At 68.7% G+C, this 19761-nt stretch carries 20 protein-coding genes and 1 tRNA gene; 9 read left to right on the forward strand and 12 right to left on the reverse strand.

Annotation, left to right across the window (positions count from 1 at the left end):
• Positions 1-293 precede the first annotated feature (293 nt).
• The 3 genes from ABD719_RS05935 to ABD719_RS05945 form a co-directional block, all read right to left on the reverse strand.
• Positions 294-1541 carry a nitrate/nitrite transporter gene (locus ABD719_RS05935; protein WP_344692445.1) on the reverse strand — a complete coding sequence of 416 codons (1248 nt, stop codon included), beginning with the start codon at positions 1539-1541 and terminating at the stop codon, positions 294-296.
• Between the two features lie 200 nt (positions 1542-1741).
• A complete protein-coding gene (locus ABD719_RS05940) occupies positions 1742-2962 on the reverse strand; it encodes a CmpA/NrtA family ABC transporter substrate-binding protein (RefSeq protein WP_344692446.1) in 1221 nt (406 codons plus the stop codon).
• Positions 2959-3540: an ANTAR domain-containing response regulator gene (locus ABD719_RS05945; RefSeq protein ID WP_192126273.1), complete on the reverse strand. Its 582-nt coding sequence runs from the start codon at positions 3538-3540 to the stop codon at positions 2959-2961. The genes ABD719_RS05940 and ABD719_RS05945 overlap by 4 nt, the downstream gene beginning before the upstream one ends.
• A gap of 138 nt (positions 3541-3678) precedes the next feature.
• On the opposite strand from ABD719_RS05945, the gene ABD719_RS05950 reads away from it, so the two are divergent.
• Positions 3679-4752: an alpha/beta hydrolase fold domain-containing protein gene (locus ABD719_RS05950; RefSeq protein WP_344692447.1), complete on the forward strand. Its 1074-nt coding sequence runs from the start codon at positions 3679-3681 to the stop codon at positions 4750-4752.
• A 9-nt stretch (positions 4753-4761) separates the two neighbouring features.
• On the opposite strand, the gene ABD719_RS05955 is transcribed toward ABD719_RS05950, so the two are convergent.
• The 4 genes from ABD719_RS05955 to ABD719_RS05970 are packed head-to-tail and all read right to left on the reverse strand — an operon-like array spanning position 4762 to position 8462.
• Positions 4762-5607, reverse strand: a complete 846-nt coding sequence (locus ABD719_RS05955) for an EAL domain-containing protein (RefSeq protein WP_486387610.1) — start codon at positions 5605-5607, stop codon at positions 4762-4764.
• Positions 5604-6791, reverse strand: coding sequence for an AMP-binding protein (locus tag ABD719_RS05960; RefSeq protein ID WP_344692448.1), 1188 nt, complete (start codon positions 6789-6791; stop codon positions 5604-5606). The genes ABD719_RS05955 and ABD719_RS05960 overlap by 4 nt, the downstream gene beginning before the upstream one ends.
• Positions 6788-8077, reverse strand: coding sequence for a sensor domain-containing diguanylate cyclase (locus ABD719_RS05965; RefSeq protein ID WP_344692449.1), 1290 nt, complete (start codon positions 8075-8077; stop codon positions 6788-6790). The genes ABD719_RS05960 and ABD719_RS05965 overlap by 4 nt, the downstream gene beginning before the upstream one ends.
• 7 nt (positions 8078-8084) lie before the next feature.
• Positions 8085-8462 carry a phosphonate transporter gene (locus ABD719_RS05970; RefSeq protein WP_344692450.1) on the reverse strand — a complete coding sequence of 126 codons (378 nt, stop codon included), beginning with the start codon at positions 8460-8462 and terminating at the stop codon, positions 8085-8087.
• 183 nt (positions 8463-8645) lie between these two features.
• Here ABD719_RS05970 and ABD719_RS05975 point away from each other — a divergent pair, with 183 nt between their 5' ends.
• From ABD719_RS05975 to ABD719_RS06000, 6 genes are all read left to right on the forward strand, one after another.
• Positions 8646-8840: a hypothetical protein gene (locus ABD719_RS05975; protein ID WP_344692451.1), complete on the forward strand. Its 195-nt coding sequence runs from the start codon at positions 8646-8648 to the stop codon at positions 8838-8840.
• Positions 8841-8937: 97 nt separating this feature from the next.
• Positions 8938-9258 carry a hypothetical protein gene (locus ABD719_RS05980; protein ID WP_344692452.1) on the forward strand — a complete coding sequence of 107 codons (321 nt, stop codon included), beginning with the start codon at positions 8938-8940 and terminating at the stop codon, positions 9256-9258.
• A gap of 54 nt (positions 9259-9312) precedes the next feature.
• Positions 9313-9678: a CsbD family protein gene (locus ABD719_RS05985; protein WP_344692453.1), complete on the forward strand. Its 366-nt coding sequence runs from the start codon at positions 9313-9315 to the stop codon at positions 9676-9678.
• A gap of 6 nt (positions 9679-9684) precedes the next feature.
• Positions 9685-11205 (forward strand): helix-turn-helix transcriptional regulator, encoded by a 1521-nt coding sequence (locus tag ABD719_RS05990; protein WP_344692454.1) that lies wholly within the window; start codon positions 9685-9687, stop codon positions 11203-11205.
• A complete protein-coding gene (locus ABD719_RS05995) occupies positions 11202-11447 on the forward strand; it encodes a hypothetical protein (RefSeq protein ID WP_344692455.1) in 246 nt (81 codons plus the stop codon). The genes ABD719_RS05990 and ABD719_RS05995 overlap by 4 nt, the downstream gene beginning before the upstream one ends.
• A 34-nt stretch (positions 11448-11481) precedes the next feature.
• Positions 11482-12363, forward strand: a complete 882-nt coding sequence (locus tag ABD719_RS06000) for a hypothetical protein (RefSeq protein ID WP_344692456.1) — start codon at positions 11482-11484, stop codon at positions 12361-12363.
• A gap of 48 nt (positions 12364-12411) precedes the next feature.
• Here the strand turns inward: ABD719_RS06000 and ABD719_RS06005 are convergent, their stop codons facing one another.
• The 3 genes from ABD719_RS06005 to ABD719_RS06015 form a co-directional block, all read right to left on the reverse strand.
• On the reverse strand, positions 12412-13551 hold the full coding sequence (locus ABD719_RS06005) for a CaiB/BaiF CoA transferase family protein (RefSeq protein WP_344692457.1): 1140 nt from the start codon (positions 13549-13551) through the stop codon (positions 12412-12414).
• Positions 13548-14744, reverse strand: coding sequence for an acyl-CoA dehydrogenase (locus ABD719_RS06010; protein WP_344692458.1), 1197 nt, complete (start codon positions 14742-14744; stop codon positions 13548-13550). Before ABD719_RS06010 ends, ABD719_RS06005 begins: the two co-directional genes overlap by 4 nt.
• Before the next feature lie 112 nt (positions 14745-14856).
• A tRNA-Tyr gene (locus ABD719_RS06015) sits at positions 14857-14942 on the reverse strand.
• A 158-nt stretch (positions 14943-15100) separates the two neighbouring features.
• Between ABD719_RS06015 and ABD719_RS06020 the strand changes: the two genes are divergently transcribed.
• Positions 15101-16702, forward strand: a complete 1602-nt coding sequence (locus tag ABD719_RS06020; RefSeq protein ID WP_425567124.1) for a M20/M25/M40 family metallo-hydrolase — start codon at positions 15101-15103, stop codon at positions 16700-16702.
• On the forward strand, positions 16702-17448 hold the full coding sequence (gene rlmB / locus ABD719_RS06025; protein WP_344692460.1) for a 23S rRNA (guanosine(2251)-2'-O)-methyltransferase RlmB: 747 nt from the start codon (positions 16702-16704) through the stop codon (positions 17446-17448). Before ABD719_RS06020 ends, rlmB begins: the two co-directional genes overlap by 1 nt.
• Positions 17449-17664: 216 nt before the next feature.
• Here rlmB and ctrA read toward each other — a convergent pair whose 3' ends face one another.
• Positions 17665-18366, reverse strand: a complete 702-nt coding sequence (gene ctrA / locus ABD719_RS06030; protein WP_192126254.1) for a response regulator transcription factor CtrA — start codon at positions 18364-18366, stop codon at positions 17665-17667.
• A gap of 308 nt (positions 18367-18674) precedes the next feature.
• Positions 18675-19622 (reverse strand): LysR family transcriptional regulator, encoded by a 948-nt coding sequence (locus tag ABD719_RS06035; RefSeq protein WP_344692461.1) that lies wholly within the window; start codon positions 19620-19622, stop codon positions 18675-18677.
• Positions 19623-19761: the final 139 nt, after the last annotated feature.

The following is a 19761-nucleotide window of genomic DNA, read 5'->3' on the forward strand; positions in this document are numbered from 1 at the left end:
GCCTGCATGGCGGCCTTGCCATCATCGTGAACGATCCGGGATGATCCCCGATCGGGCGATGCGCCGTCCCCCCTCATCATTGAGCAGGTCCGGCTGTAGAGCCCGGAGCAGCGTCGCCCGAGCCCGGCGAATATGCGTGATGTGCGGGTGACCGGCAAGATGTTTTTCGCGGGTGCGGCAAAAGCGGTCGCGCGTCGCCCGATCCGTCATGACGGGCACTACAAAGCCATCCGGATGCCGCACAGGCGGCGTTCCGGATGGCTTCGCGATACCTTGCGGCGAGGGATCGAAAACTAGATTCGCACGCCCTCGGCCGTGCCCCAGGAGGCGCGCCATTTGCCTTTGACGATCGTCAGCCCGACAAAGGCCAGCGCCGACAGCGCGGCGAAGATCAGGAACCCGGACGAGAAGCTGCCGGTCATCTGCTTGGCGATGCCCAGCGACGAGGCGAGGTAGAAGCCGCCGATGCCGCCCGCGAACCCGACCAGCCCGGTCATCACCCCGATTTCCTTCGCGAAACGCTGCGGCACGAGCTGGAACACCGCGCCGTTGCCGACGCCCAAGGCCAGCATCGCCGCCACGAACAGCGCCAGCGCTGCGGCCACCGTGGTCGCCATGCTGACGCCCGCCAGCGTCACCGCCGCCGCGACGAACACGAAGCTCAGCGCCTTGCACCCGCCGATCGCATCCGCCAGCGCTCCACCCATCGGCCGCACCAGCGACCCGGCGAACACGCACGCCGCCGTGCAATAGCCGGCGGTGATCGGCGACAGTCCGAACCGGTCGGTGAAATAGATCGGCAGGCTGGCGGCCAGCCCGACGAACCCGCCGAACGTCACGCTGTAAAAGGCCATCAGCCACCACGCGTCCGCAGTGCGCAGCGGTTCCAGATAGGCGCCGAACGACTTGGGCGCGGGCTGGCCGGGTGCGTCCTTCGCCATCACCATGTAGAGGACGAAGACGATCGACAGCGGGATGCAGGCGAGGCCCAGCACCGCGTTCCAGCCGAACAGCTTGGCGAGCACCGGCGCGAACAGCGCGGCGAACACCGTGCCGGAATTGCCCATGCCGGCGACGCCCATCGCCTTGCCCTGATGCTCGGGCGGATACCAGCGGCTGGCCAGCGGCAGCGCGATCGCGAAACTGGCGCCCGCGAAACCCAGAATGACGCCCAGCGCGATCGTGGCGCCGAAGCTGTCGACGCCCAGCAGATAGGCGGACAGCAGCCCGGCGATCACGATGATCTGGCTGATCGCACCCGACCGCTTCGGCCCGATCCGGTCGACCAGCAGGCCGTTGACGACGCGCAGGATCGCCCCCGCCAGGGTGGGCGTCGCGACCATGAAGCCCTTTTCGGCCGGGGTCAGCGCCAGCGACGCCGCGATCGCGGGTGCGAGCGGGCCGAGCACGACCCACACCATGAAGGCGAGATCGAAATACAGGAAGGCGGCGATCAGGGTCGGCTTGTGGCCGCTGTTCCAGAAACCGGCAGCAGCCGTCTTGTCCGCGTCGTCCGTGTCTTTCCAATAGGCAGTCGCCATCGGAATCCTCCATGAAATATGGGTGAGCCCAAGCAAAAAGCCGCCGTCCATCGCCAGCGGGTGCGGGCGAGCGGACAGCGGCTTTGCTGATCTGTGTGGAGGGGTGCGACGCCGGCGCTGGCGCGTTCCCCGCTGGACGCGCATCCTCGCGCGTTGCCCCGAAGCTGACCTAGTTCGGCGTTTTTCGCAAGTGCGAAAAATCAGAGGCCGGAGGGGTTTCCGCCGATCGCGGCAAGATATCCCGCGATGTCAGATGGATCGAAGACCGCACCGTCGAAGAAACGATCGGGGCCGAGCGTCAGGCTACCCTTCGACGAGCCGACCGGCAGCGATACGCCGATCGATCCCTCCACCTTCATGCTGGCGCCGGGCATCGGTTCGCCCGTTCCCGCCAGCGCGCGCCGGTAGACGTCGGAGCGGAAGACATCGGCGGCGCGGCGTTCGATATCCGCGCCGGCCTCGATCCATCCCCACCGGACGAACTGCGAATAGATCCACAGCGCCTGGCTGCGCCACGGGAAGCCGGCCGCTTCGCGGTGGAAGATCATCGCATCCGGCGCATGCAGCGACGGATCACCCTGTCGGGGCACCAGTTGCCCGGTCAGTGCGGGCAGGATCAGCTCGGCCGGCTGGCCGAGATAGGTGTCGCGCGCCAGCAACTCGGCCAGTTCGGCATGATGGGCGGGATCGTCGCACCATGCCGCCGCACGCGACAGCGCGAGGATCAGGCGATCGACGGTGTCGGGATTCGCCGCCAGCCAGTCCTCGCGGAAGGCCAGCACCTTTTCCACACCGCGCTGCCAGATGCGCGAGCCAAGCGTGACCAGTTCGGCCAGGCCTGCCGCGATCGCCGCGCTGCCCCATGGCTCGCCTGCGATGAAGCCATCGATCTCGCCCGATCGCATCGCCTCGACCATCAGCGACGGCGACAGCACCCGCAGCGTCACGTCGCGATCCGGATCGACCCCGGCAAAACCCAGCCAGTAGCGCAGCATCAGCGCATGGCTGGAGAAGCGGTGGACCACGCCGATCACCGGTTTACGCCGGTACAGCCCGATCGCGGTCGCGAAATCATGCGCCGTCGCCACCGGATCGCCGGCGCGCGCCATGACATCGGGGTCGAGCGCGGCGGCGAAGGTCGGTGACATGACCAGCGCGTTGCCGTTGACGTTGAGCTTGAACGGCGCGGCGATCGCGGCGGGATGCTGGCTCAGCCCCAGCGTGACCGCCAGCGCCAGCGGCGCCAGCATATGCGCGGCCTGCACCTGCCCGAAGACCAGCCGGTCCCGCACCGTGGCCCAGCTTTCCGCGCGCACCAGCGCCAGCGCGATATCGTGATCGGCAGCGAAACCCTTTTCACGCGCGGCGACCAGCACGGCGCTGTCGGTCAGCGGCAGGAAGGCGATCGACAGCGGCGTCACGACGATGGCCCCAGCAGGCTGCTGGCGGTAATCAGCGCCTCCGCCACGTCGACGATACGACGGCCCTGATTCATCGCGGTCGTGCGCAGCAGCGAATAGGCATCGGGTTCCGACAGGTTGCGGCTGCTCATCAGGATCGTCTTCGCCTTGTCGATGGTGCGCCGGTCGGCCAGCGCGGTCTTCGCCTCGTCCAGTTCCGCCTGCATCCGCGCGAAGGCGTTGAAACGCCGGATCGCAAGGTCGAGGATCGGCTTCACGCGTTCCTTGCGCAGCCCGTCGACGACATAGGCGGACACCCCGGCATCGATCGCCGCGCCGATCATCACGTCGTCCGACCGGTCGACGAACATCGCGATCGGCTTGGCGAGCGCGCGGCTGACCACCAGCATCTCCTCCAGCGTGTCGCGGCTGGGATTGCCCAGGTCCATCAGCACCACGTCGGGCGCCATCCGTTCCAGGCGGGCGACGAACGCGCCCTGCGGCGCGACGATCTGGATATCGTCATACCCCGCCTCGCGCAGGCCCTCTTCGAGCACCGTCGCGCGCAATCCGCTGTCGTCGATGATCACGATTCGCAATGGCCCCGGCCCCCCGCGGGCATACGATCATTGCTGCGGCCGCGAACGTCAACCGCGATCGTCGCCTGCCCATGCTGGACAGGCTGGACGGAGCGGGCGATGCATGTGGTTTGCCGATGGCCGTGACGGAGGATGGACATGCCCGACAATGATCGACCCGCCGGCTGTCCTGCCTTGGATCGCCGCGTCTTTCTGGCGGGTGCCGCCCTGGGCATGGCGGCCCGGCCGGCATGGGGCGCGGGCGTATGGTCGCGCGGCGATCTGGCGGGCGTCGATCCGGCGATGATCGACGATCTGTTGCTGGTCGACGACATGACGGTATCCGCCGCCAATCTCGACCGGTTCCGCCATCGCCCCGCCGCGAGGCATGCGCATCCCGCCACGCCGCCGGCGGTGCCCGTCGCCGCGCCGGTGCCGCGCACCATCCCCGGCCTGCCCGGCCGGTCTGCGGTGCGCACCGTCCAGTTCGATGGCGACCCCGATCGCCGGCGGCAGGGGCGGGGGGCGGTGGTGTGGATGCATGGCGGCGGCTATATCGCGGGGGCGGCGGGCATCCCCGTCGACCTGCGCGTCGCGGCGCGCGAGCATGGCTGGCTGGTCGTGTCGGTCGATTACCGGCTGGCGCCGAAAGCAGCGTTCCCGGCCGCGCTGGACGACAATCTGGCGGCGCTGTGCTGGGTCCACGACCATGCCGGTGCGCTCGGCGTCGATCCCGCCCGGATCGCGATCGGCGGGGCGAGCGCGGGGGGCGGCCATGCCGCGATGCTGGCCTTCGCCGCGCGCGACCGCAGCGCCGTAAGGCCCGCGTGCCAGATACTGATCTATCCGATGCTGGACGACCGGACGGGCAGCAGCCGACCCGCGCGGCCGGGCACGGGGCAGTTCATCTGGACCGCCGCGTCCAACCGGTTCGGCTGGTCGTCGCTGCTCGGGATGCCGGCGGGTGGGGCGCAGGTTCCGGTCGCAGCGGTGCCGGCGCGTCGACGCGATCTGGCCGGGTTGCCGCCCGCGTTCATCGGCGTCGGCACGCTCGACCTGTTCCTGGACGAGGACCTTGCCTATGCCGCCGCGCTGACGACGGCGGGCGTGACGGTCGACCTGCGGGTCGTGCCCGCCGCCTTTCACGCATTCGATGGCGTCGCACCGCAGGCCCCCGCCTCGCGGTCGTTCACCGCGCAGTGGATTGCGAGGCTGGCCGCCGCGATCGGCTGATCCCGCGCGTCAGCGATCGTCGAAGAGGGGCAGGGTGATCGGCGGCAGCGTGGCGGTCGCAGGGCGGGCCAGCGCATATCCCTGGCACAGGCGGATGCCGATCGCCTTCAGCGTGCGCAATTCCGCCGCCGTCTCGATCCCCTCGGCGATGCACTGGATACCCAGCCCCTCCGCGATCCGGACCATGCCGGACACGATGGTGCGACGTGCGGCGGAGGCATCGATCCCCCGGATCAGCGCCATGTCGAGCTTCAGCATGTCGGGTTGCAGATCGGCGAGCAGTCCCAGCCCGGCATAGCCCGCCCCGACATCGTCGATCGCGGTGGTGAAGCCGCGCGTGCGATAGGCGGCCAGGATACGCTGGACATGCGCCACGTCGCGCATCCGTTCATCCTCGGTGAATTCGAACATCAGCCGGCCGGGATCGAAGCCCACGCGCCGCGCCGCCGCCAGCGACGCGCGGATGCAGGCATTGGGTTCGTACACCGCATTCGGCATGAAGTTGATCGACAGCTTCGTATCGGCCGCCGGATCGAACAGGCCGCCGGCCAGCTCGATCGCCTTCACCCGGCACGCCTGATCGAACTTGTAGATCATGTCCGGGTCGACCCCGGCCAGCACCTCGCCGGCGGATCGTCCGTCCAGCCCGCGCACCAGCGCCTCGTAGGCGAAGACCGCGCCGGTTTCGATATCGACGATCGGCTGGAACGCCATCGTGATCGCGATGTTGAGCGGGGCGCCGCTGCGGCATCCCCGGCACGCATCCGCCATGCCGGCCGGCGCCATATCGACGGGCGCGATCGTGAGGGGTTCGGCGAGTGCGACATCGGCCGCGGTGATCGGGGAATGGATCATGCCCAGTCTTTCAGCTTGCCCATCTCGTTACGCGGCAGGGCCGGACCGAAGCGCAGGCTCTTGGGGTGTTCGGGTTCGGTCAGCCGGGTGGTGACGGCGTGGTCGATCTTGGCCGACAGGCCGGCGGGATCGTGATCGCCATGCGGCACGACGAACGCCTTCAACCGGCCGTTGCCGTGCAGTCGCACCGCCGCGTCGGCGACGCCGTCGACCTCGCGCAACACCGCGGCGACCCGGTCCGGCCACACATTGTGACCGGCGACCTGCACCGCGCCGTCGCGTCGGCGAACCGGTCTGATGGCGCGGTCGCCGACGCGTTCTATCCGGTCGGGCAGGGCGTGGACACCGCCGTCCCGGTCGCCGAGCCGCCAGTCCTCGCCGCCATCCGGCAGCAACCGCCAGCGGGGCAGCAGATCATAGGCGGTCGACGGCAGTTCGCGCAGCGCGATCCCGCTCGTCTCCGACGATCCATAGATATCGAACAATCGGGCCAGCCCCGCCGCCGGCAGTGCCGCCGCCAGTCCGTCGTCGAGCGGCCCCGCCGAACTGACGCCGACGACATCGTCGGGGAACCGGCGGGTCAGGCGCAGCATCGCTTGCCACTGGTCGGGCACCGCGACCACCAGATCGCCGGCGGTCAGGCCCAGCGCGGTGCCGGCCGTGCGCACGACGACCGGCACGTCCAGCGCCGCCGGCAGCAGCGCCGTCCAGATGATACCGTAGAGGTGATGCGCGGGCACCAGCGCCACCACGCGTCGCCGGCCGGGGAAACACGTCGCCAGGAACGCCGCCTCGTCCAGCAGGTCGGCCATCGCGTGGTTGCAGGGCGCCGGGTTGCCGGTCGATCCCGACGTGCGGACCGTCATCCGGCCGTCACCCGCGGCATGACCCAGCATGATCCAGTCGATCCACGCACCGACCAGACACGGCGGATCGCCGCCCAGCAGGCTGTCGTCGAGATCGAATGCCTCGGCCAGCGCGCCCAGCGCGCCCAGTTGCTCCATCGAGTCTAGCCCGAGTCCTTCGTCGCCGATCGGTGTCGGGTCCGGCCAGCCGTTCGCCGGCAGCGCCGGCAGGGCGCCGTCCTCGCGCAGACGGCGCAGTTCGGCGGTGACGACCGCACAGGCGATGCGGCGCACCGCGGAACGGGACAGCACGGAACGGGGCAGGGCAGCGCTCGTCACGCCGCACGCGCTTCCGGCTGGTAGACCTGGTTCCGGCCGGCGTGTTTGGCGGCATAGAGCCGCTTGTCGGCCAGCGCGATCAGTGCGTCGATCGATCCGCCCGCCTCGTCCAGCGTCGCCCAGCCCAGGCTCGCGGTGGCGTTGAGCGGCCCGCGCGGGGTCGTGATCTCCAGTGCGGCGATGCCCTCGCGCATCTGTTCGGCCAGCGCGATCGCCTGCGCATGGTCGTGGCGCGGCAGCAATGCGCCGAACTCCTCGCCGCCCAGCCGGGCGAAGATGCCCCGTGGCGGCAGCAACGCGGTACAGGTCTCGGCGACCTGACGCAGCAGCATGTCGCCGACCGGGTGGCCATGGGCGTCGTTCACCGCCTTGAAGTGATCGAGGTCGAGGACGATCAGCGACAGCGACTGCCGCAGTTCCTGCCAATGCGCCTGTTCGCGCTCCATCGTCTGCGCGAAATGCCGGCGGTTGGCCGCGCCGGTCAGATGGTCGCAGGTCAGCAGGCGGCGCAGATCGGCCGCCGCGGTTTCGTGACGCGGAACGTCGCGCAGCACCACCGAGAAGCCGGACGGGGCGGGATCGTCCCCCTCCGAACGCGCGACGACGAGCCGCTGGCACCAGTAGCGTCCGCCATCGGCGCGGGTCTGCCACCCCTCCTGCAGGTGCCAGCCGTCGCGTCCGGCGATTTCCAGCTGTTCGTCCAGCCGCAGGTCGCCGCCGGCGGTGTCGGCGGTCAGGATGTCGGCGAGGTCGCGACCGATCACCGCCGCATGGTCGTGGCCGGTCTGTCGGGTGAAGCAGGGATCGACCGAGGCGATCCGGCCATCGGTCTCGATCGTCAGCGCGGCATAGTCGTTGATCCCGTCGAGCAGCGTCGCGAACCATGCATCCGCCTGACGCAGCCGTTCCTCCTGCACTACCTGCTGGCTGATATCCGTCAGCGTCACCATCAGGCGATCGACACCCAGCTTCACCAGCGTACACGCCAGCACCTTGGGCGCCCCCGCCTTGCGGCCGGGGCCAAGGTCGACGAAAATGCGGTGACCGTCGCAGATGCGCCCAGTGGCCGGGACATGGGCGGCCACGATACTGCGCAGTTCGGGGGCGTGGCGTTCCATCGCGGCGAACAGGTTGCCGGCATCGCGCGGCCCCGCAAGCGGCAACAGGTGCTGCATCGCATACGGGTTCATCATCCCGATGTCGCCGGCGGCATCGCATTCGATCAGCCCGACGGGACAGGCATAGAGGAATTCGAGCAGCTGTTCCTCGCTCGACTTGTCGGTCATGACCGCCTCATCGTTCGATCAGGATATAGCGGCGCGGCATGCCGGCAATCGCCAGCAGGCGCAGCCGTACCTTGGTCGGGCGCATCCTCAGGGTCAGCACATAGGGGACGATCTCGTCCAGGTCCGCCTCGTCCTCGAACCGTTGCGCGACCAGAAAGTTGTTCATGCACTGCGCGACGGCATCGAAGAAGGGGACGCCGACCACCGTCGTCGGATCGAGCCCCGACATCCGCGCCTCCGTCGCGTTATAGGTCTGGACGATCGTATCCGCGCCGAACCCGACCACCCCGAACGGCAGGGCGTCGCGTTCCTCGACGGTCATCGCCTCCAGATCGCGCAGTGCGACCGTCTCGAACCCCGTTTCCACCACCAGCACCTTGGGCACTCCTTCACCGCCGATCCCTGCCGGAAAACGGTTAAATGTCTGCTAAAACGGATGTTTTCGCGGTTGCGAATGCCTCGCGGCGTGGCGGCATCATGGGACCGTCCTGCCACTGGTGCGCTTGTACTAGGGCGTTGGTGCATCTGGACGATATGGCCGGTCATGCCCGCATGGTAGCGATCGGACATGGCCGACCAGTATGATCCCGATCCCGCCTCCCGCACCGGGCCGGACGAGCATGAATATCTGCTCAAGCGTGCGCAGGATCACGAACGGCTCGCCGGACAGACGCAGGATGCCGATGCCCGGGCGATCCATCTCCGCCTGCGCAAACTCTATCTGACACAGGCCGATCGTATCGATGTGGTACATCAAGACTAGCCAGATCGGCTAAAATACCAGGAACGAGCAACTTGCCGGGTGGTTGATACGCCCGAACCGGCCGCGACCAGCGGGCGCGGTCGCAAGAGGAATTGCCGTGAAGACCATCGTCACGACCATCGCCGGCGCATTGACGCTGGTCGCCTGTGCCGCACCGGCGACGCGGATCTCGACCGGTCTCCAGCGCTATGGTCTCGACCAGCAACGCGCCAGTTGCGTCGGCACCCGCTTGCAGGGTGATCTCTCGCTCGGCCAGCTCCAGCAACTCGGACGCGCTGCGGCGGCTTACGGCAAGAATGATACCAGCCCCGGTGTCCTGACGGTCGGCGATCTGCTGCGCGTCGCCGGCGAACTCAGGGACCCCGCGATCCCGCTGGCCGTCGGCAAGGCCGCGGCCGGTTGCGGTGTCATGCCGTAACGGCGGCCTCTCCTTATTCCCAACATCCCTATTCCCGACATCAAGGACAGACAGATGAACAAGGACGAACTGCAGGGCGGTGCCCGTTATGTCGGTGGCAAGGTCGAGAAGTCGATCGGTGACGCCGTCGACAGCCGCGACTGGAAGGTGGACGGCATCGTCGATCAGGTCGCCGGGGCCGCGCAGCATGGCTATGGCCGCGCCCGTTCGGTCGTGAATGAGGCGATCGATGCCGCGCCGGACCTTGCCGAGGATGCGCGCGAGCGGCTGACGGCGGCAGGCGAAAAGGTCGCCGATGCGGCCCGCAAGGGTGGCACGGCCGCCGTGCGCACCGTCGAGGATACGCCGCTGCTGTGGGCCGCCGCCGCCGCGCTGGTCGGATACGGCCTCGCCTGGCTGGTCCACGGGCGTCGCGACTGATCCGTCATGGCCGAGGCATTGTTCAAATCCCTGCGCGAGACCGCCGATCTGCGCCATCTGCGCCAGATCATCGCCGGTCTGGACGAGGGCGTGATCCTGATCGATCCCGACCAGAGCCTGCTCTGGGCGAACGATGCCGCACTTGCCATGCACGGCGTCGGCGACATCGCCGATCTGGGCGCGACGGTGGACGAATACCGGGCGCGCTTCCAGTTGCGCTACCGCAACAACCACCGGGTCGAGGCGGACGAATATCCGATCGAACGCGTCGTCGCAGGCGACTCGTTCTCCGAGGTGGTGGTCGAGGTGACCGTCGCGGGCGAGGATGCGCCACGCTGGGTCCATCAGGTGCGCAGCCTCGTCCTCAACGATGCCGACAATGGCGAGCCGGCGTGTCTCGTCCTGATCATTCAGGACGTGTCCGCCCGGTTCGAGGCGGAGGACCGGTTCGAGCAATCGTTCAACGCCAATCCCGCGCCCGCGGTTATATGCCGGTTGAGCGACCTCCGGTTCGTGAAGGTCAATCAGGGTTTCCTCGACATGACCGGGCGGCAGCGCGATCAGGTGCTGTGCAAGACCGTCTATGAGATCGACGTGCTGCGCGATGCGGATCGCCGCGATCTGGCCAAGGCACGCCTGGCCGAGGGCAGGACGATCCCGCAGATGGAGGCGGAGCTGGAGCTGCCCGGTGGTGGTACCCGGCTGGTGATCGTCGCGGGTCAGCCGATCGACATGGACGATCAGCCCTGCATGTTGTTCACCTTCGCCGATCTCGAACCGCGCCGGAAGGCCGAGGGCGCACTGCGCCACAGCGAGGAGCGCTTCACCCGCACGTTCCAGCTGGCACCGGTGCCGATGGCGATCGGCGCACGCGACGGGCACCTGCTGTGCGAGGTCAATGCCAGCTTCACCCAGATGACCGGCTACAGTTCGACCGAGATCATCGGCCGGCCGCTGGGCGAGGTGGAGCTGTGGGAGAGCGACACGATGCGTCGCCAGATCGAGGCGGCGATCGACGGCGGCCACGATCTGCGCGGCCGCGAAGCGCGCATCCACGGCAAGGACGGCACCGCGATCGACTGCATCGTCTCGACCGAGGCGATCCGATTGGGCGACGATGCCTGCGTGTTGTGGGCGTTTCAGGACATCACCCAGCGCAAGGCGACCGAGGTCGAGCTGGTCGAGGCGATCGAGGCGGTGATGAAGGATACGAGCTGGTTCAGCCGCACCGTCATGGACAAGCTGGCCCGGTTGCGGGCGCCGCAGATGGCGCCCGACGGCCCGGGGCTGGACGACCTGACCGCGCGCGAACGCGACGTGCTGGCGCTGATCTGCCGCGGCTGCGACGACAAGACGATCGCGCGCACGCTGGATGTCGCGGGTAATACCGTGCGCAACCATGTCGCGCGCATCTACGCCAAGATCGGCGTCAACCGCCGGATCGCCGCAGTGGCGTGGGCGCGCGCGCGCGGTTTCGACGGCGAGGGCGTCGCGATCGAGAAGCCGGTTCAGGAGACGGTGGCATGACGGCGCGGCGGACAGGCGACGATGCCGCGGCGAAGGCGGCGGCGACGCGCGCCACCAAGGGCTCTGTCCAGGAGGCGATCGGCAAGCTGATCGGCGACGACGCCGCGCGCGACCGCGGTACCACCGAACGCCAGGCTGGCGTTGAGGGGGCCGGAGTTGAGAAGGCCGAAGTCCGGAAAGCCGAAATGAACGGGTCCGGGGCGGACCACGCCCCGACGACCGGGAAATCCCCGCGGCGCTGACCGCGGCGACCATCAGATTTCAACAGGAGTGATTATGACGACCCACGTTACCACCGGCCTTGCGCCGGTCGATGCCGCTTATCCCGGCAAGACGGCGACCCGCATTTCATGGGGCGCGATCTTTGCCGGCGTCGTCATCGCCGTCGCGGTCCAGCTGGTGCTGGGCATATTGGGGGCCGGCATCGGCCTGACCATGGTCGATCCGGTCGAGGGCACGACGCCCGGGGCCACCGGGTTCGGCATCGGCGCCGGCATCTACTGGCTCATCACCACGGTGGTGGCGCTGGGGGCGGGTGGTTATGCCGCCGCACGCGTCGCGGGGGTGCATGCGCGGTTCGACGCGCTCGTCCACGGTCTGGTCGTGTGGGGCGTCACGCTGATCCTGACGCTGTACCTGCTGACCTCGGCGGTCGGCGGCATCATCGGCGGCGCGTTCCGCACGGTGGGCGCGGTGGCCGGCGCGGCCGGTACCACCGTCGGCGCAGCGGCGCCCAAGGCGGCATCGCTCGCCGGCGTCGACGAAAGCGACGTGCGCAGCGAGGCCGCGGCCTATCTGTCGGACGCGCCGAACGATCCCGCGCAGATGACGCCCGAACAGGCGCAGAAGGAAATCGCGACCGAACTGCCCGCGCTTGCCCGTGGCGGCACCGATGGCCAGCAGGCCGAGGCCCGCATCGTCGACATCGTCGCCGCCCAGCGCAAGATCAGCCGTCCCGAGGCCCAGGCCCAGGTGACGCGTGCCAAGCAGCGCTTCGTCCAGACCAAGAACGAGACGGTCGCGACCGCCAAGTCCGCCACCGACAAGGCGGCCGGTGCCGCCGCCGGTACCTCGTTCGTCCTCGTGCTGGCGCTGTTGATCGGCGCCGGTGCGGCCGGGGCCGGCGCCACCGCGGCGACGCGTCGCCGCCTGCGCTGATCGATTGGCGGCGGGCCCGATCCGTCAGGCCCGCCGCCATCACCGTTATCAGATCGGCGCACCCAGATCGGGTGCGCCATCGTCCAGATCGAGCCGGCTGCGCGAAAAGGCGATCGGGGTGCGCAGGCCGGGAATACCGCCCGGCGCGATCATCATCGCCCGCGCCGCCACTTGCGGATCGGCCAGCGCCTCCGCCACCGAATTGATCGGGCCGCCGGGTATCCCCGCCCGGTCGAGCGCCTCGATCAGCGCCGCCTTCGCCCAGCCGCGCAACCCGTCGCCCAGACGGGCGCACAGCGTGTTGCGATGCGCGACGCGCCCGGCATTGTCGGCATAGGCGGGATCGGTCCCCAGCGACGCCATCCCCAGCACCGCGCACAGCGCCACGAACTGCCGGTCGTTGCCGCAGGCGATGATGACATGGCCGTCCGCCACCGCGAACACCTGATAGGGCACGATATTGGGGTGCGCGTTGCCCAGCCGGGTCGGCGTCGCGCCGCCGACCAGATGGTTCATCGCCTGATTGGCGAGCACGCCGATCCCGGTGTCGAGCAGCGACAGATCGACCTGCTGCCCCCGCCCGGACCGGTCGCGTTCGGCCAGCGCGGCCTGGATCCCGATCACGCCGTACAGCCCGGTCATGATGTCGATCCACGCGACCCCCACCTTCTGCGGCTCGCCGCCGGGATCGCCGGTCAGGTCCATGATCCCGCTCATGCCCTGGATCAGGAAATCATAGCCCGGCTGGTGCGCGCGCGGCCCGGTCTGCCCGAAGCCGGTGACCGAGGCATAGACGAGGCGCGGGTTGCGCCGCGCCAGCGTTTCGTAATCCAGCCCGAACCGGGCCAGCGCGCCGACCCGGAAATTCTCGATCAGCACGTCGGCGGTGTCGATCAGCGCCAGCAGCCGGTCGCGCTGGCCGGGATCGGCGAAGTCGCACGTTACCGATGTCTTGCCCCGGTTGGCGGCGTGGAAATAGGCGGCGACCGTTTCCCGCCCGCCATCGCCATCATGATCGGGGGCATCGCGCGTCACGAACGGCGGCCCCCAGCGCCGGGTATCGTCGCCCTCCGGCGCCTCGACCTTGATGACCTCCGCGCCCAGATCGGCGAGCGTCTGGCCGATCCACGGGCCGGCGAGGATGCGCGCCAGCTCGATCACCCGCAGCCCGCGCAGCGGCGCGGTCATGCGAAGGCCGACAGGCCCGTGATCGCGCGGCCCAGGATCAGCGCATGGACGTCGTGCGTGCCTTCATAGGTGTTCACCGTCTCCAGATTCACCAGATGCCGCATCACGCCATATTCGATCTGGATGCCGTTGCCGCCATGCATGTCGCGCGAGGTGCGGGCGATATCCAGCGCCTTGCCGCAATTGTTGCGCTTGATGAGCGAGATCATGTCGGGCGAGAAGCTGCCGTCGTCCAGCATCCGGCCGACGCGCAGCGACGCCTGCAACCCCAGCGCGATCTCCGTCTCCATATCCGCCAGCTTCTTCTGGAACAGCTGCGTCGCCGCGAGCGGCCGGCCGAACTGGTGCCGGTCGAGGCCATATTGGCGCGCGCGGTGGAAACAATCCTCCGCCGCGCCCATCACCCCCCACGAGATGCCGTAGCGGGCGCGGTTGAGGCAGCCGAACGGCCCGCTCATCCCCTCGACGCCGGGCAGCAGCGCATCCTCGCCGACCTCGACATCCTCCATCACGATCCCGCCCGTCACCGAGGCGCGCAGCGACAGCTTGCCGTCGATCTTGGGCGCGGACAGGCCCGCCATGCCCTTGTCCAGCACGAAGCCGCGCACCTTGCCGCCATGCGCCTCCGACTTCGCCCAGACGACGAACACGTCGGCGATCGGCGCGTTGGAGATCCACGTCTTCGCGCCCGACAGGCGATAGCCGTCGGCGGTCTTCACCGCCTTCGTCCGCATGCCCCCGGGGTCGGAGCCGGCATCGGGCTCGGTCAGGCCGAAACAGCCGATCAGCTCGCCGCGTGCGAGGCCGGGCAGATATTTCTCGCGCTGCGCGTCCGAGCCATAGGCGTGGATCGGGAACATCACGAGGCTCGACTGCACCGACATCATCGAGCGATAGCCGGAATCGACCCGCTCGATCTCCCGCGCGACGAGGCCGTAGGCGACGTAGCCCGCGTCCGCGCAGCCATAGTCCGCGGGCAGCGTGACGCCGAGCAGCCCGGCCTCGCCCATCTCGCGGAAGATCGCCGGATCGGTATGTTCGTCGAGATAGGCGCGATCGACCCGGGGCCGCAGCTTGTCTTGCGCGAAGGCGGCGGCGGCATCGCGGATCATCCGTTCCTCGTCGCTCAGCTGCGCATCGAGACGAAGCGGATCGGCCCAGTCGAAGGCGGTTCCACGGGAATGGACGGACATAGGAAGACACCTGCGATCGAGAAGGACGATCGCTGTCGATACAGCGTCTTGCCCCGCGGGGAAACGCCGATGCCGGATGATGTGCCTGGAAAAATACCGCCGGTCGGGGCGGTGGTGGACAGGGCTGGATTCGAACCAGCGTACGCTTGCACGGGCAGATTTACAGTCTGCTGCCTTTAACCACTCGGCCACCTGTCCAGATGAGCCGCCAACGGCGAGGCGGCTCCATGACGAAGCTGATCGGCCGTGTCAACGCTTGCACGCACGGTTTGCGGCGCATAGCAGGCGGGCCAGTCATGAAATTCATCAAAAGGGAGCCGGTATTGCGTCGTCATCCGCTGTTTGCCGCGGCCGTCATGGTCGCCGGGCCGCTCGCTCCCCTGCCGCTCGCCGCGCAGGCCGCCGCCGGCCACGACGCCGCAATCGCACGGATCATGGATCAGGGGATGAACCACAGCGAGGTCATGACGACCGTGCAGGTGCTGACCGACCAGATCGGCCCGCGCCTGACCAACTCGCCCGCCATGCGCCGGGCCGAGACGTGGACCGGCGAACGGTTCGCCGCCTGGGGCCTGAAGAACGTCCACAAGGAAGGCTTTCCATTCGGGCGCGGCTGGTCGATCGAACGGTCGAGCGTGCGGATGGTGTCGCCGCGCCCGATCCAGCTGACCGCGATCCCGGTCGCCTGGACCCCCGCGACCGGGCCGACGCCGCTGACCGCGCCGATCATCGTCGCGCCCCTGCGGAACGAGCGCGATTTCGCGACATGGCGCGGCAAGCTGCGCGGCAGGATCGTTCTCGTCAGCCAGCCGACCCCGCCGCGCGACCCGGAGACGCCCGCGTTCCGCCGGCTGGGGGGGGAGGACATCGCCAAGCTCGACCGGTACGAACAGCCCGTCAACGATCCCGCCGCCGAGGCGAAGGAACTGCGTGACGCGCAATTCGAGGCCAAGCGCGACGCGTTCCTTGCCGCCGAGGGCGCGGTGGCGCAGGCGACGATGAGCTATCGCGACGGCAAGCTCGTCAGCGGCGAGGGATATCTGTTCGGCACCGGCGAGACGCCGAAACTGCCCGCCGTGCAGATTGCCGCCGAGGATTATCGCCGCCTGACGCGCCTCGCCAAAACGGGCCCCGCGCCCGTGCTGGAGATCGTCAGCGACGTGCGCTTCGACGATGGCGACGCGCAGGCGTACAACGTCATCGCCGAGATTCCCGGCACCGACCCCAAGGCGGGCTATGTGATGGCCGGCGCGCATCTCGACAGCTGGGTGGCGGCCGACGGCGCCGCCGACAACGGCGCGGGCAGCGCCATGGTGATGGAGGCGGCGCGCATCCTAGCCGCCACGGGCGTGCGCCCGCGCCGCACGATCCGCTTCGTGCTGTGGGCGGGGGAGGAACAGGGGCTGCTCGGCTCGATCGCCTATGTCGACCGTCACCTCGCCGCGCGCGGCAAGCCGGGTGAGCCGATGCCGACCGGGCTGTCCGCCTATTACACCTATGGCCAGCGCTGGCCGATCGTGCCGCGGGCCGGGTACCGCGACCTGACCGCCTATTTCAACATCGACAACGGATCGGGCAAGCTGCGCGGCCTGTATGCCGAGAATGGCGGACCGGCGACGGTGTCCACCTTGCGCGCGTGGCTGTCGCCGTTCGCCTCGATGGGCGCGGATGCGGTGGTGGCGGGCCGGACCGACGGGACCGACCATGTGTTCATGCAGGCGATCGGCGTGCCCGCGTTCCAGTTCGTGCAGGACCCGCTCGACTATGGCAGCCGTATCCATCATAGCGCGATCGACACCTTCGATCACCTGAAAGCGCAGGACATGCGACAGGGGTCGACCGTCCTGGCGGGCGTGCTGCTCGCCGCCGCCGATGCCGACAAGGCGCTACCCCGGCCGCCGCTGCCCACGCAGCCCGCGGTCACCGATCCCTTTGCCTACCCTGAGGATAACGACTGATGGCCCGCCGCGGACACCGCCCTTCCACCGGCACCGCCAACCGCCCCCGCCTGTGGGGTCGACATGCGGTGACGGCGGCGCTCGCCAATCCCGACCGCACCGTGCGCAAGCTGTGGCTGACGCGCGAGGCGGCGGCATTGCTGGAGGTGCCGCCGGTGATTCCGGTGACCTATGCCGATGTCGCCGACCTCGGCCGCCTCGTCCCCGCCGATGCGCCGCATCAGGGCGTGGTGGCGGAGGTCGATCCGCTGGAGGACATGTGGCTGGGCGACCTGCTGCATCTGGGGCAGGACGATCGCCGGCCGCTGGTGGTGCTGGACCAAGTGACCGACCCGCACAATGTCGGCGCGATTCTGCGTTCCGCGGCGGCGTTCGACGCGCTGGGCATCGTGACGCAGGACCGGCACGCCCCGCCCGAATCGGGCACGGTGGCGCGCGCCGCATCGGGCGCGCTGGAGACGGTGCCGTGGATCCGCGTCGTCAATCTGGCGCGAGCGCTGGAGGAGATCGCGGAGGCCGGGTTCTGGCGGATCGGCCTGACCGGCCACGCCACCCAGACGCTGGGGGAGGCGATGGGCACGCAGCGCATCTGCATCGTGCTGGGCGCCGAGGGTGAGGGGATGCGCCAGAATACCGAGGCGCATTGCGACCTGCTGGCGAAGCTGCCGATCTCGCCCAAGGTGGAGAGCCTGAACGTGTCGAACGCCGCAGCGATCGCGCTCTATGCGGTGGCGGCGCGGGGGTAGGTTTCCCGCTGTCGTTTACCGAACACTATCCCGTCGTCGTTGCCAGCGCAGCCCCGCCGTCATCGCGAGCGTAGCGAAGCGATCCAGGGCGCCCCGCGCGGGGTACTGGATTGCTTCGCTGCGCTCGCAATGACGGACCGGGGCTTGGTGACGGACCGGGGGGGTGATGACGGGACGAGACGGGGCGGGCGGCGTCATCTCGCCGGCCCGCTCCCCTCAGGCCACCTGCGTCGCGGCGACCTCTTCGGCTTCGCGCAGCACATAGCCGCGGCCCCAGACGGTTTCGATGTAGTTGTCGCCGTCGCACGCCATGCTCAGCTTCTTGCGCAGCTTGCAGATGAAGACGTCGATGATCTTGAGTTCGGGTTCGTCCATGCCGCCATAGAGATGGTTCAGGAACATCTCCTTGGTCAGCGTGGTGCCCTTGCGGAGCGACAGCAGCTCCAGCATCGCATATTCCTTGCCGGTCAGATGGACGCGGGCGCCATCGACCTCGACGGTCTTGGCATCCAGATTGACCGCCAGCTTGCCGGTGCGGATCACCGACTGCGAATGACCCTTCGACCGGCGGACCACGGCGTGGATGCGCGCGATCAGTTCCTCGCGGTGGAACGGCTTGGTCACGTAATCGTCCGCGCCGAACCCGAACGAGCGGACCTTGGAGTCCATCTCGTTCACGCCCGACAGGATCAGCACCGGCGTCGTCACGCGGGCGACGCGCAGTTTCTTCAGCACGTCGTACCCGTGCATGTCGGGCAGGTTCAGGTCGAGCAGGATGATATCGTAATCATACAGCTTGCCGAGATCCAGGCCCTCCTCACCGAGATCAGTGGTGTAGACGTTGAACCCCTCGGTATTCAGCATCAGCTCGATGGCCTTGGCGGTCGTCGGCTCGTCTTCGATCAGCAGCACGCGCATACAGGTATTCCCCAGCCGCGGGACCGCTCGTCGTCGAAGCGGCAGACCCGAATATTAACCACACAAGCAATGAACGCGAAAGGTTAATCGACACTTAAATCGGTTGGTTTTTTTACACCCATTTACGGTTTTTCAACCGTAGCCGGTGTTTCGTGCCCGCAACGACTTTGCCCGGAACCATGCCCGGAAAGTCACGGTGGAAAGTCACGAAAGTCGCATCCTACACCCCTGCGCGGGCATGGACGTGGACGCCCGGAGGGCGCGGGGATCGGCTATGGCGAAGGGGGGCGTGCGGGCGGGCGGTGGCGTCAGGCATCCGCCGTATCTGCCAGATGACCGGGCTGTAGGACAGCCGCGGGCTGGGTGCAGGGATCGCGCAGGTGCCGGCTGAGAAAGGCGATCAGCGCCTCCACGCGTTGCGGGCGCAGCGGGCTGGGCGGGGTGAGCAGGTGCAGCCCGACCGGCGGCGGCGTCCATTCCGGCAGGATCGCGACCAGCGCGCCGCTGGCCAGATGCGGCCCGACGATGAACCCCGGCAGCGCGGCGATGCCCAGCCCGGCGATCAGTGCGGGGATCAGCGCGTCGCCGCTGTTGGCGGCGAGCGGTCCTTCGGGACGCACCGTCACCTCCGCGTCGTCGGGGCCGTGCAGTCGCCACGGACCGGTGATGTTGGCATAGCGCATCAGGCGGTGGCGGGCGAGTTCGGCGGCATGGCGCGGCTCGCCGGCGGCATGGAGATAGGCGGGGGCGGCGACGATATGCGTCGCGATCTCGCACAACCGGCGCGCGCGGAGACTGGAATCGGCGAGATCGCCGATCCGGAGCGCGACATCGAATCCCTCCGCGACGATATCGACCCGCGCGTCGGACAGATGCAGGTCGATCTGGACGCCGGGGTGCAGCGTCAAAAACCGCGCGATCAGCGGCGCGACGTTGGCGACCCCGAAGCTCATCGGCACGGCGAGGCGGACGGTGCCGGCCGGCGAACTGGCGGCATCGCGCGCGGCTTCCTCGGCGGCGCGGGCCTCGGCGACGATGCGCTGGGCATGGTCGGCCAGCGGCCGTCCCGCCTCCGTCAGCGCCAGCCGGCGCGAAGTGCGGTGGAACAGCGACTGGCCGAGTTGTGCCTCCAGCCGCGACACCGCCTTCGACACGGTCGCCTTGGACAGGCCGATCCCGTCGGCGGCGGCGCTGAACGACCGGTGTTCGACCACGGCGGCGAAGATCGCCCATGCTTCCAGATCGGGCAGACGCATGACGGGGTTCCTGTATTGCCGTGGCTATGTCGGCCTTTTGGCAGCGGGCGTCGATAGCAATTCGGCGATCGCGGCCCGTCTTCGAACAGTGGATTACTCGCGAATAATCCAATAAACGGAAACGATCATTTTCTATCGT

The sequence above is a fragment of the Sphingomonas cynarae genome, assembly GCF_039537815.1.
Taxonomy (GTDB): Bacteria; Pseudomonadota; Alphaproteobacteria; order Sphingomonadales; family Sphingomonadaceae; genus Sphingomonas; species Sphingomonas cynarae.